This window comes from Isoptericola sp. S6320L, from assembly GCF_023015685.1.
Classification (GTDB): domain Bacteria; phylum Actinomycetota; class Actinomycetes; order Actinomycetales; family Cellulomonadaceae; genus Isoptericola; species Isoptericola halotolerans_A.
The window spans coordinates 1-12199 of sequence record NZ_JALKAT010000019.1 but is presented as its reverse complement, the minus strand read 5'-3'; the positions used below and the strand labels follow the sequence as shown (position 1 = coordinate 12199).

Below are 12199 nucleotides of genomic sequence, written 5' to 3'. Positions count from 1 at the left end.
GGCCCTTCGTCGTCTCCCGGTGCGGGGCACGGGCCCTCACCCGGCGTGCGAGCGCCTCCGGCGAGCCAGCCGGTAGATCGCGCACCCCGCGCACCGGCCCGTGGCGGCGTCGACGGCTGCCGCGGCCACGACGACGACGATCAGGGCGCTGGCCGCACCGTCGGCGCCGAGGACGAAGCCCACCAGTGCCGCGGCGGTCAGCACGAAACCGAGGAGCTGGGCGAAGCGCGCCGAGCGAGCGTCTACCAGTTGCGTCGCCGCGCCGATCCGGGGCCAGACGACGCGCGCGAAGAGCTGTGCCCACACGGACCACTGCACGCTCACGAACGCGGTGAAACCGAACACGGCGACCTGCGACGCGAGCAGCCCGAGGGCGAGGGGCCGAGCGGCGCCGACGGTGAGCAGCACGACGGCGAGCACGAGGGCCGTGGCGCCGGCGGCGAACCGCAGGGCGCGCGGATCGACCTGGTTCCTCAGGGGACACGAGGTGATCTCGAAGCCGCCCATGTGGCGCTCCTGTCGGTGCGGGCCGCTGTCGAACTCACGGCACCCTTCACCCTACTCTTCGCGCTCGTCGAGCAGCTCCGGGGGCCCGCGCACCGCTGCGACGTGTCGGGGCCGATGGCACGATGAGGACCCTTCGAACGGCATGAGGAGGAGAGCATGTCCAGCAGCGCCGGGACGCCGGAGCACCGCCAGGACGGCCGCGAGGAGTCGCCGGAGGAGCGCTCCGACCGCAACTGGGTCGAGCTGCTCCAGGAGCTACGCGTCATGCAGACCGGCGTGCAGATCCTCACCGGGTTCCTGCTGATCCTGCCGTTCCAGTCCCGGTTCGAGGATCTCGACACCTTCCAGCGCAACGTCTATCTCGTCGATCTGCTGACCTGCATCGCGGCCACCGGACTCTTCGTCGCGCCGGTCGCGATCCACCGGGCGCTGTTCCGCAAGCACCTCAAGCGGCCGGTCGTCACCGTCGGCGACCGGATGACCCGTGCCGCCCTGGTGCTGCTCGCCGTCGCGCTGTCCTCCACGGCGCTGCTCGTCTTCGACGTCGTGCTGGACCGCACGGCGGGCCTGATCGTCGGCGGCGGGTGCGCCCTGCTGCTGCTCGGGCTGTGGGTCGTGCTGCCCGTGGTCATCCGACGACGGCATTGACACCACGCCGGCGCACGCCGACAGGTACCACCGGTTCAGCAGGACTGCTCGGGTGCGGAGCCGGGTCCGCAGAGCGGGGGCTCCGGCGCCGGTGCTGCATCCCGGTAGCCCTGCTCCAGCACGGTCGAGCGGAACAGCAGCGAGTCGTCGAGGTCGTAGACCCGGGTCTCCAGCAAGGCCCCGTCCCCGGGATCGAGCAGAAGCTCGTACCGCGGCAGCCTCCTGTCGGTGAAGTCGGCCTGGATCGCCGTCGCCTCGCGCCCGGCGCTGTCGGTGACGGCCCCGACGAGTTCCACGCCCGAGATGCCGGAGAGAACTTGCCACAACCCACGACGCAGCTCTGGTGAAGCAGGGCTCTCCTGCAGCATGCCGACGACCTGGTTCCACAGGTCCCAGTCACCGCCGTGTCCCGAGACGGCAAGCTCTGCGGTGAGTTGCCGGGAGAGCGCATCAGGATCGCTGGGCAAGGACTCGAGCTTTGCCCAGGTGAGCTGCACACCGTCTCCGAACCCCGCGATGGTCCCGTCGTCGTTGCTCATGTCCTGCACCCGGACCAGTTCAGGATCCAGGAACGACACGCCCGCTTCCCATGCCGCGAAAGCGGCCGAGGACTCGCTTCGCAGGAGGAAGCTGTCCGCAGACCTCCAGACCTCGCGCTGGTACGGAACCGATCGCGGATCGTCCTCTTGTGACCGCACGTACCAGTACTCGCCATCCTCCACCGGCTGGACCGCGGCACCGGCTGCCGCCTCGAGCAGGACGTACCGTGCCGATGCCGGTGTCGTGGCGAACGTCCCGGCGAGCAGTGCGGTGGCGAGCGCGGCTGCGGCTGCGGCCCCTCGGGTCCACAACCGCCGTCGGTGCGAGCGGCGCACGGCGGTCCGCGGTCGAGCCATGATGCGGTACAGCACGGATTGGGCTCGCGCGGTCTCGGCCAGAGTCAGGGGGCCGGTAGGCACAGGGTCGGCGTCAGCCAGGCGACGCATCACCGGGTCATCCATCAAGCTTTTCGTCATGGCGTTCCCTTGAGGGTGGACGGCGTGGAGTCATGAGCGACGCACGGAGTGGAACCCGTGGCCGCGTGCGGTTCGACGTCGGAGAGCAGGCGCTTGAGGCGCCGGCGCGCCCGGCTGAGGCGGACGGAGAAGGCCGCTCGTGTGCAGCCGAGCACCTGAGCCGCCTCGCGCCCGGTCAGGCCGTCCCAGGCGACCAGAGCAAGTGCCTCGCGGTCGACATCACTCAGCCGGGCCCACGCGACCTGCAGGTCCACCGTCATGGCTGTCAGACCGACCTCGTCATATAGCGGCTCCCGCTCACCGCCGAGCCGCAGCTCGAGCCGGCGTCTCCGTCCCTGGACACGCCGGTCCTCGGCCAGCACGTTCCGGGCGACGCCGAACAGCCACGGACGGACCTCACGCGGCACGGCGCCCCACTTTCCCCACGCGATCGTGAAGACCTCGGCCGCGAGGTCCTCGGCGGCGTCGGGCCCTGCACGCCGCTGCACGAACCGCAGCACCTCGGGGTACATCGCGCGAAAGACCTCGCTGAACACCATGTCCGGGCCGGCTGTCACGACCTCATCCTTCGTCTCACACCCCTACGTCGTTCGACCGCGCGCAAGTGCAACACACGGTGTCGACGGTGCCGTTGGCGTGCCGCGATCTCCTCGCGGGGACCATGCCGAAAATCCGATATCAGACCAAAAGGACATTATCGCTCGACAGGCACGTTCCGCACTTCGTCGATACGCTCCGACAAATCGATGTCGATCGGCTCGGGGGCTCGATATGTCGTTCCGCTTTCCTGTGGTCGCCACTGTCGTGGCCGCTCTGCTCCTGGTCGACGTGACCGCCGCCGCGGCCGCCCCGGACGTGCGGGAACCGCACGACGCCAGCCCTGTGACCTGGGAGTCCTCGGTGGACTCGTCCCGATTCGGGCGGTCGTCGGCGAACGACGGCACCCGCGCCCTGGCGACGGCGGCGACCACCAGCAAGAAGCAGCACACCGTGCAGGTCGTCGTCGCGACACCGAAGAACGTCTCGCAGAAGCGCGTCAAGAAATGGATTCGCCGCTCTGATGTCGACCGCCTCCTCAAGGAGGTGTCGGTCTACTGGTCCGAGCAGTCCGGCGGCAAGGTGAAGTTCGTCCGCTCCGGAAAGGTGCGTCGGATCAACACGGGCGACGGGGCGTGCCGCACCACCCAGCAGGTGCTCAAGCAGGTCAAGCGCGGCGGGTCCAAGCACTACGGCAAGCGCTGGTACACGTCCGCCGACCGCGGGCCGGACCGCCGAGCCCATCTCGCCGTGCTCTTCCCCTACCGCAAGGGCGACTACGCGGGCGGGTCCCGCTACGGCACGACCTGCGGGGGCAAGGTCGGCCTCGGCTCGATGCCGTCGAAGGCCGGGCGCAACTCACCGGGCGGGTGGACGTTCTCGCTCTTCGGCGGGCCGAACGGCTACGGCTCCGGGCAGCGGTGGGGCCACGGCCAGTACGAGAAGGGCGTGGCCACGCTGGCGCACGAGCTCGCGCACAACATGGGCCTCGAGCACTCCGGTGTCGGCTGGTGCGAGGGCAAGGCCGACGGCGGATTCAAGAGCTCGCGCTGCGGGGCCGCCGAGGGCCTCGACCCCCTCGACCTGATGGGGTCCGAGTTCGCGGCCGACGGCGTCCCCGCGCTCTCCGGCGCCCAGAAGCGCCGGCTCGGGGTGCTGCCGCGGTCCGAGCAGCGGTACGTGGGCGCCCGGGACGGCAACCAGACGGTGCTCCTCACCGCGCGGCACCGCGACACGCGGCGGCCCACGCTGGTCCGTGCCCGCGACCCGCGCACCGGTGACGTCTACTTCATCGAGCTGCGGCGAGCGGAGCCCGGCGTGCGCTACCCGTACACCCGCCTGCCCTACCGGGCGTCCTCCGACTACACCGTGCGGTACGGCATCACCGTGAGCCGGATGGCCGGGGGGTCCTCCACCTGGGCCTACCCGGGGGAGCACCTCATCGTGCCCATGGGGCGCGAGTCGAACCGCCGGTCGACCATGCGGGAGGGGCAGACGTTCACCAGCCGCAGCGGCGACCTGAAGATCAAGGTGGTCAACATCGGCACGGGGATGCGGAGCGCCAAGCTCCGGATCACCTTCCCCTGACGACGGCGGGGCTCACTCCCCCGGTCGCCGGCGTGGTCGGAGCCGGACGTCCGGGAGGGCCGGAGCCCGCAGCGGCCCGCTCGCGTACCCGTCGACCCGGCCGAAGCGCCGGTCGGCGGATCCCGCGGCGTAGCCGGTGCCGCCGTCGTCCGCATCGGTGACCTGCGCGGCCCAGTCCGCGCGCGCCTCGACGATCTCCTCGTGGCTGCGCCCCACGAAGTTCCACCACATGACGACGTCCTCGTCGAACGGCGTGCCGCCGATGAGGACCGCGCGGACGGCTTCCTCGCCCGCCGAGACGACGAGCCGGCGGCGGCCCGGTCCCGCGTACGCCAGCGTGCCCACCGGGACGGTCGTCTCCTCCAGTCGCGCCTCGCCGGCATCGACGAGCAGGCCGTGCTCGAACCCGGGGTCGACGTCGAGCTCGACCGACGCCCCGGCCTCCAGGTCGAGCTGGGCCCCCACGAGCGGGGTCCAGGTGCGAGCCGGCGACACCAGCGCCTCGCCCGCCACCCGCAGCGTGCCCATGAAGACCTGCACACGGACGCCGGCATGCACGGCGACGGGAAGGTTCGCGTGGTGCTCGAAGGCCGGTTCGCCGTCCTTCGCCTCGCCGGGCAGCACCGTCCACAGCTGGACGCCGTGCAGGGTCGGCGGCCGCGGGTGCTCGGACGCGTCCTCCGGCGACTCCTCCGAGTGGGAGATGCCCCGGCCCGCCGTCATGAGGTTGAGCTCGCCCGGGCGCACGGTCTGCAGCGAGCCGACGGAGTCGCGGTGCAGGATCTCCCCGGCGAACAACCAGCTCACCGTCTGCAGCCCGATGTGGGGGTGCGGCGGCACCTGCATGCCGGCCGACGACGAGACGTCGTCCGGGCCGTAGTGGTCGCAGAAGCACCACGCCCCGATGAGGGACCGTCGGCGCTGCGGGATGGTGCGGCGGACCGTCATGGCGCGCGGTCCCCCGAGCGGGACGTCGCGCGCGTCCAGCAGCTCGATACCGCCGGCCGCGCTCCCGGCCTCGCACACCTGCTCGGCGGGACGCGTCTCGAGGTTGCTCATGGGCCGAGATTACGCGCGGTCGCGCTCCCACGGGCGGCCGAGGCCCCCGGGGCGGCCGGGGGCCTCGGCATCACCGCGTTCCCCAGCGATCGCTGTCGGGGCGCTGCGTCGACGTCACAGCTCCGGATCTTCTGCCAAACCGGTCGAGGCCTGATGCGTCGTCGCCTCGGCCGGCCCGTTCTCCGCAGAGTCCTCGGACGCGGCTGGTCTTCCGGCGCCGCCGGACACCCGTGTCGTCACCCACGGCCCGCACTCGGTGCGGATCGGCCCGTCGTTCTCCGGTCGACCTTCATCCCGGCGGTCTGCGCCACTGCCACGTCACCGTGATCCGTGCCACATCCCGTCGAGACCGATAGCCACGTTTCTAGACCCGCTGGAGGAGGTCTGCAAGGGGTCGGGGGCCGTGGATCTTCGGCCACAGCGTCGTCCACAGCCCGACGCCCGGAATCCCCATACCGTCCACAACCCTGTGGAAGAAATCTGTGGACGACACGCCAGCACCGGCGCGCCGTCGGGAGGTTCGACGGCGGGAGGCCGGTCGAGTTGTCGACCGCGGGAACAGCGTGGTAACGAGTCGCAGCCGCAGGATCCTGCGGGTCCGAGCCGTTCGAGAGGGATGTCCGGCTCGCCCGTCCCGCCACCGGGCACCGACGACGAGCCCGGCGTTCACCGGCGTCGTCGCAGGTACCGGCGCACGGCGCCGGTCCTCCACACACCTGTGGACAACGGCGGCGGCGTCCCCCGGCGCCACCCGCTCAGATCCAGGCGCGCGACGCCGTGCGCTGGTCCTCGGCCGTCCGCCGCTCGACCTCCGCCGTCGTCGCGAGGAAAGCCCCGTCGTCGACCATCGCGCCGCCGACCGTCGAGTGCAGCAGGAGGGCGATCCGCGCGATCATCGCCCGCATGCGCGCCCGGGCGATGACGTGGACCCCGGAGGGCTGCTCGAGACCCAGCTCGTAGGGGTCCTGCGGCACCCACGCCATCCGGTAGGTGTGCGGCCCGTACTCGCGCCAGTCGAGCCCGACGAGGGCGCGCGGCACGCGTTCGACGCGTTCCGCCTCCACCGTGATGGTGCCGTCGTAGGGAGTGCGCGCCACGAGGCGCGTGCGGGCCGTGCCGTCGGGGGCCGTCGTGCTGGACTCCTGCTCCGCGGTCGCGACGAACGAGCGCAGCAAGCCGAGCAGCTCGTCGGGCGGGACGAGGTGGGCCGCGAAGAGGGCGAGGTCCACGGCGCTCGCCGGGTCGGGGTGCAGCAGCTGGCGCCCGTCGGCGAGCAGCACCCCGCTGGTCTTGCGTGCCACCGCGACGCCCCACTGGACCAGCCGGAGCTCCTCGCCCTCGGGCAGCCCGGCCGCGAAGGCCCGCGCGATGCCGTCGCGGTCCTCCGTGGTCGTCGGTCGCCCGGCACGGGCGTCGAACATGCCGTCGACGCGGCCGAGGGCGTACGCCGCGGCCCGCCCGGTCAGACCGGCCTGGGGCGACAGCGTCTCGCTGACCGGGAACGGCCCGGCCGCCCCGTGCTCGTCGCCGACGCCGAGCACGCCGGGCCCGGCCTGCTGGGCGGGTCCGGTGGCCATGCCCCGGAAGCGTGCGCCGCCGTGGGGCCGCGGGGCGGCGTCGGCCCGCGGCTCCTTCAGCCACCGCACGTCCGGGAACCATGCGTCGGCGAGTCCCCGGACACGGTCGGGCCCCCACGCCTCGGGCACGACGAGGACGTGGTTCGAGGCGTGCTCCGGCGGGACGAGCGTCTGCACGTACGACATGTCGCGCAAGGTACTCCTCCCCGCCGTCCGCCATAAGCCCCGCGTGTTACAGGCGTGTGACGGGCGGCAGGTCAGGCGCGCACGTCGTGGAGGTGGTGGACGACGTCGTGGAGGAAGTACCGCCCGAAGGTCCGCACCGTGAAGGTGGACCCGTTGGAGCGCCGCCCGACCCGCTCGAGCTGGTCCACGCGCACGGTGTCGAACCGGTCGGCGACGGCGCCCGCGGCGGCGGCCAGCTCGGTGGCGACCACCGCGGGGTCGGCCTGCGCGTACCCGCCGGCCACCGCCGCCGCGTCCTGGTCCCAGTTCGGGAACGCCGCGCCGTCCGTCGCCAGCATGAGCGCGAGCCGCTCGTCGAAGACCCGGAAGACGTCGCGCACGTGGGCCGCGTACTCCAGCGGCGACCAGACCCCGGGGGCGGGCCGACGCCGGACCTCGGGCCGGGCGAGGACGCCCTGCCAGGCCGGGACGGTCGCCCGGACGGCGTCACCGACGGCGAGGGGGTCGACGCCGGTCGGGTCGAAGCCGCACTCGTCGCACGGGCGCTCGATCACCCACGTCCAGTCCTTGGTGTCGGGGACGATGCCGTCACGGGTGCCCTCGCGCTCCGGCTCCCGGCCACCGGTGTCATCAGTCACAACCGGGAGGATAGCGGCCCTTGACCTGACACACGCTGCCTATGATGTCAGCATGCCCAAGATCATCGGCAAGAGTCTGCACGAGCACCGCCAGATGACCCGGCACAAGCTGTTCGCGGCGCTGTCCACGCTCATGGCGGAGCGCGGGTTCGACACGATCACGCTGGCCGACATCGCGACGGCGGCCGGCGTGGGGCGCACCGCGGTGTACAACCACTTCTCCGACAAGGAGTCGCTGCTCCTCGGGTTCATCACCCACGAGACCGAGCAGTACGCCCTGACGCTGGAGCGCGCGCTCGCCGAGGTCCAGGACCCCGTGGAGCAGCTGCGCACCTACATCCGCCAGCAGGCCCAGCTCGCACGCGTCTTCCACCTGGCGCCCGGCCCGGACCTGCGGACCGTGCTCTCCCGGTCCACGCAGAACCGGCTGCGCGAGCACGCCGAGATCGTGGAGTCCATCCTCAAGCGGATCCTGCACGACGGCATCGCCGTCGGCTCGTTCCCGCGCCAGGACATCGAGCCGACCGTGCAGCTCGTCAACGCCTGCCTCTCGGGCCGGCTCATCCCCGAGGAGCCGGCGGCCCGGGAGCGCGCCATCAGCGCCGCGGAGACGTTCGTGCTCCGCGCGGTCGGCGCCCGCCCCTCGCTGGCCGCCTGACCCCCGCGGGGTCAGGAGCCCGCCAGGTCAGGAGCCCGCGAGGCCGGGGCGCTCCGGCTCCCACGCGTCCGCCGGACGGTGCCGGTGCTCCGGGGGCGGCGGCGTGTACGGGACGGGCTCCGGCGAGAGGTAGGCGCGCGCGAACTCCAGCCCGGCCACGAGGTCGGTGTGCCGCTCGTGGGCGTCGTACGCCTTGCGGGTGGAGATCTCCAGCACCACGTCGCCGTCGAACCCGGAGTGGGCCAGCTCGGTCAGCACCTTGTCGCAGTGCATGTCGCCCCGTCCCGGCACGAGGTGCTCGTCGCGCGCGTTGAACGTGCCGTCCGCCAGGTGCACGTGCCGCAAGCGGTCGCCGAACTCGTGGAGCAGGCTCAGGCCGTCCTGCTGCGCGATCGCGGCGTGCGAGAGGTCGAGCGTCACGGCGTCGTAGCCGTGCTCCATCGGGTCCCAGCCGGGCAGGTACGCCTTGAGCTCCCGGTCGAGCCGGGAGTGGGGGCGCCACGGGTACATGTTCTCCACCGCGACGGTCACCGGGCTGGCCGCGTTGAGCTCGCGCACCTGCTCCTCGAAGCTGCGGGCGTAGCGGTACTGCCAGCGGAACGGCGGGTGCACGACGACGGTCCGCGCGCCCAGCTCGCCCGCCATGTCCACGGCTCGGGCGAGCTTGTCCGCCGGGGACCGCCCCCACACCCGCTGGCTGACCAGCAGCGTCGGGGCGTGGATCGAGCGGATCGGCATGCCGGTGTCGGCCGCGAGCCGCGAGAGCGCCTTCGGGTCCTGCGTGGCGGGGTCGGACCAGACCATGACCTCGACGCCGTCGTAGCCGATCTCGGCCGCGGACTCGAAGGCGAACGCCGCACGGCGCGGGTAGACGGACGCTGTGGACAGCGTCACGGGGATCGCCGGATCGGTCATGTCACTCACCTTAGGCCGGGGATCTGAACGTGCGCTGAACACGCTACCTCTGCCCCCCGAAGAGCGCGCATCCCATGCCCGGCGCGGAGGCTAGGCTCGGGCACATGGTGCGCGCGGTGGTGTTCGACGTCGGTGAGACCCTCGTGGACGAGACCCGCATCTTCTCCCGCTGGGCGGGCCGGCTCGGCGTCCCGGCCGGCACGTTCCTCGGCCTGATCGGTGCCTGCGCCGCCACGGACCGTCCGCTGGAGGACGCGTTCGAGCTCGCCCGTCCCGGCATCGACCTGCCCGCGGAGATCGCCCGGTGGGCCGTCGACGACCCCGACGACCTGCGTGAGAACTTCGACGCGGACGACCTCTACGACGACGTCCGCCCCGCTCTGGCCGCGCTGCGCGACGCCGGGTTCGCCGTCGTCGTCGCCGGGAACCAGCCGCCCCAGGCGCGTGCCGCGCTCGAGGCGATGGACCTGCCCGTCGACAGCATCCGCACCTCCGACGAGTGGGGCGTCGAGAAGCCCGACCCCCGGTTCTTCGCCGCGGTGGCGGAGCTGACCGGAGTGCCGCCGTCGGACATCGCCTACGTGGGCGACCGCCTCGACAACGACGTTCTCCCGGCGGCCGACGCCGGGATGCGGCCCGTGCTGGTCCGTCGCGGACCGTGGGGGTACCTGCACGCGACGCGCCCCGCCGCGGGCCGCGTCGACGTCGTCGACTCGCTGCTCGAGCTGCCGGGCCTCCTCGCCTGACGGCGGCTCACGTCCACCCGAGGCGCCCGACGGCGTCCAGGGCGAGCAGCACACCGACGACGCCGAGCACCCAGCCGGTCATCTCGGCGGCGTTCTTCGACAACCACCGCTCGAGGCGGTGCAGCAGCGGGTCGATCCACCGTGCCGCCACCAGGCGTCCGCCGAGCAGGAGCAGCGCCGGCAGCACCATCACCACGCAGTACAGGGCGAGGATCCCCACCGTCACCGGGGTCGCGAGGTCCGACGCCGTCAGCAGGCCGATCGCGGCCAGGTACGGCAGCATCGTCGCCGCCTCCAGCGTGACGGCCCCGAGCGCCAGGCCCATCAGCGGCAGCACGGACGAGGAGCCGGGGTCGAGCCCGAGGGCCCGTCCGCGCCACCGCGCCAACCGACCCGGCCGCCCGCCGGCCGCCTCGGCCCGGCGGGCCGACCGCTTGCCGTCGAACCGGAAGCTCAGCGCCAGCAGGCCGACGCCCAGCACGAGCTGCGCCAGCAGGACCGGCCGCGACTCCAGGACGTCGCCGAACCGTGCGAGCACCACACCGGCACCGAGCAGCACCGCGACACCGATCAGCAGGTAGGCGACGGCCACGGTGCCGAGGTAGGCGAGCACGCGACCGGACCGCACCCGGCCGGGGGCCAGGAGCAGCCAGACGGGAACGAGCAGGGTGCCGAAGCTGGTCGAGTCGACGAGCGCGAGCACGACGAGCACGCCCGCCATCGCGACGAGCCCGCCCTCGGTCCCGACGAGGTCCACTGGAAGGTCCATGGGCCGAGCATCGCCCGGGGAGCAGGTCCGCGGCGTCCGCCGGACGGATGATCCTCGGGCCCGCCTCCGAGGCTCCTGGCGCGGCGTGTCCATCCTTTCGCCGATCCGCCGCTCCGCGCGCTGTGCTGGGATGGGGACGTGAGCACCGAGCCCTCCGCCAGCGCGAGCCCGCGGCGCGGCCCGCTCCGGGCGTGGACCCCGCTGCGGGCGTGGAGCCCGCTGCGGGCGTGGACCGGTGAGGACCTGCTGGCGGACGTGCTCGGTGCCGTCGTGGCCTTCGTCGTCGGCCTCGTGCTGCTGGGGGTCGGGCTGGTCGACCTCGTCCAGCAGGTCGGACCGCTGGGCTCGGTCGACCCGGAGCCGTGGTGGCGCGTCGCGCTGCTCGCCGTCGGCTGCCTGGTGCTCCTCGCCAAGCGCACGCACCCGCTGCTCGCGCTCGCCGCCGGCCTCGCCGTCGTGGCCCTCGACCTCGTGTGGGGCGGCAGCCTGGCGATCCTGCTCGTGGTGCTGTGGGAGCTGCTCTACGAGGCCGTCCTGCGGACCGGCCGCACGGCGCGGACCTGGTTGTGGACGGCCGCGGCGACGCTCACCCTGGCGGTGGCGGTCGCTGCCGGGGAGGCGAGCCAGGAGCTGCGCTACTTCGTGTTCGCCGGTCTGCAGATGGCCGCGGTCGTGGTGATGCCGATGTGGTGGGCGGACAACGTGCGGCAGAAGTCCGAGCTCGCCGACCTCGAGCGGGCCCGCGCCGACGAGGCCGCCCGGGCGGCGGACCTGGAGCGCGAGCGCGCCGCCGACCAGGCCCGCATCGCCGCTCTGGACCGGCACGAGGCCGTCCAGGCCGAGCGGGCGGCGATGGCCCGCGACCTGCACGACGTCATCGCCTCGCACCTGTCGTCCATCGCGATCCACTCCGGCGCGGCGCTCGCCCTGCCGCCCGATGCGGGGCGGGACCGCGCCGCCCTGGAGCAGGTGCGCGAGAGCTCGGTCGCCTCGCTCACCGAGATGCGGTCGATGATCGAGCTGCTGCGCGCCGACGTCCCGCCCGACCCGCTCACCGCCCCGGGCCGCCTCGACGGGCTGGGCGAGCTGGTGCGGACGGCGCGCTCGGCCGGCGACGACGTCACCGTCGACGACCCGCAGCAGCTCGCGGGCCGTGCGGTCCCGGCCGCCGTCGGGCAGGCCCTGCACCGCATCGCGCAGGAGGCGCTGACGAACGCCCGCAAGCACGCCCCCGGTGAACCCGTGACGGTCGCCCTCGACGAGGGCGCCGGTCTGACCCTGCGCATCAGCAACCCCCTCCCCTCGCTGTGGGTGCACGACGCGCCGTCGGGTCACGCGGCTCAGCGGCGTGTCGTG

13 protein-coding genes are annotated in these 12199 nt (G+C 73.0%); 5 read left to right on the top strand and 8 right to left on the bottom strand.

Translation table 11 applies throughout. From position 1 onward, the window contains the following. Positions 1 to 36 precede the first annotated feature (36 nt). Positions 37 to 507 (bottom strand): DUF4395 family protein, encoded by a 471-nt coding sequence (locus MWU57_RS11405; RefSeq protein WP_246909304.1) that lies wholly within the window; start codon positions 505 to 507, stop codon positions 37 to 39. Between the two features lie 156 nt (positions 508 to 663). Between MWU57_RS11405 and MWU57_RS11400 the strand changes: the two genes are divergently transcribed. Next, on the top strand, positions 664 to 1155 hold the full coding sequence (locus MWU57_RS11400) for a DUF6328 family protein (protein ID WP_246909303.1): 492 nt from the start codon (positions 664 to 666) through the stop codon (positions 1153 to 1155). Between the two features lie 35 nt (positions 1156 to 1190). Here the strand turns inward: MWU57_RS11400 and MWU57_RS11395 are convergent, their stop codons facing one another. Together MWU57_RS11395 and MWU57_RS11390 are read right to left on the bottom strand one after the other, a co-directional pair. After that, the gene (locus MWU57_RS11395) at positions 1191 to 2156 is read right to left on the bottom strand and encodes a CU044_5270 family protein (protein WP_246909301.1); all 966 of its coding nucleotides are present in this window, start codon (positions 2154 to 2156) and stop codon (positions 1191 to 1193) included. An 11-nt stretch (positions 2157 to 2167) separates the two neighbouring features. Then, positions 2168 to 2728, bottom strand: coding sequence for an RNA polymerase sigma factor (locus MWU57_RS11390; RefSeq protein WP_246909299.1), 561 nt, complete (start codon positions 2726 to 2728; stop codon positions 2168 to 2170). 247 nt (positions 2729 to 2975) lie between these two features. On the opposite strand from MWU57_RS11390, the gene MWU57_RS11385 reads away from it, so the two are divergent. Next, on the top strand, positions 2976 to 4295 hold the full coding sequence (locus tag MWU57_RS11385) for a hypothetical protein (RefSeq protein ID WP_246909298.1): 1320 nt from the start codon (positions 2976 to 2978) through the stop codon (positions 4293 to 4295). A gap of 12 nt (positions 4296 to 4307) precedes the next feature. Here the strand turns inward: MWU57_RS11385 and MWU57_RS11380 are convergent, their stop codons facing one another. From MWU57_RS11380 to MWU57_RS11370, 3 genes are all read right to left on the bottom strand, one after another. Further along, positions 4308 to 5354: a pirin family protein gene (locus MWU57_RS11380; protein ID WP_246909297.1), complete on the bottom strand. Its 1047-nt coding sequence runs from the start codon at positions 5352 to 5354 to the stop codon at positions 4308 to 4310. Between the two features lie 755 nt (positions 5355 to 6109). Beyond that, on the bottom strand, positions 6110 to 7117 hold the full coding sequence (locus MWU57_RS11375; RefSeq protein ID WP_106264485.1) for a hypothetical protein: 1008 nt from the start codon (positions 7115 to 7117) through the stop codon (positions 6110 to 6112). Between the two features lie 71 nt (positions 7118 to 7188). Next, positions 7189 to 7755, bottom strand: coding sequence for a DinB family protein (locus MWU57_RS11370; protein WP_246909296.1), 567 nt, complete (start codon positions 7753 to 7755; stop codon positions 7189 to 7191). Between the two features lie 52 nt (positions 7756 to 7807). Between MWU57_RS11370 and MWU57_RS11365 the strand changes: the two genes are divergently transcribed. After that, the gene (locus MWU57_RS11365) at positions 7808 to 8413 is read left to right on the top strand and encodes a TetR/AcrR family transcriptional regulator (protein WP_246909295.1); all 606 of its coding nucleotides are present in this window, start codon (positions 7808 to 7810) and stop codon (positions 8411 to 8413) included. A gap of 27 nt (positions 8414 to 8440) precedes the next feature. On the opposite strand, the gene MWU57_RS11360 is transcribed toward MWU57_RS11365, so the two are convergent. Then, positions 8441 to 9328: a sugar phosphate isomerase/epimerase gene (locus tag MWU57_RS11360; protein WP_246909294.1), complete on the bottom strand. Its 888-nt coding sequence runs from the start codon at positions 9326 to 9328 to the stop codon at positions 8441 to 8443. 104 nt (positions 9329 to 9432) lie between these two features. Between MWU57_RS11360 and MWU57_RS11355 the strand changes: the two genes are divergently transcribed. Then, positions 9433 to 10074, top strand: a complete 642-nt coding sequence (locus MWU57_RS11355) for an HAD family hydrolase (protein WP_246909293.1) — start codon at positions 9433 to 9435, stop codon at positions 10072 to 10074. A gap of 7 nt (positions 10075 to 10081) precedes the next feature. Here MWU57_RS11355 and MWU57_RS11350 read toward each other — a convergent pair whose 3' ends face one another. Continuing rightward, entirely contained in the window at positions 10082 to 10843 is a 762-nt protein-coding gene (locus MWU57_RS11350; RefSeq protein WP_246909291.1) for a GAP family protein, read from the bottom strand. Between the two features lie 138 nt (positions 10844 to 10981). On the opposite strand from MWU57_RS11350, the gene MWU57_RS18430 reads away from it, so the two are divergent. Beyond that, on the top strand, positions 10982 to 12199 hold a 1218-nt coding region (locus MWU57_RS18430), incomplete at its 3' end, for a sensor histidine kinase (protein ID WP_246909290.1).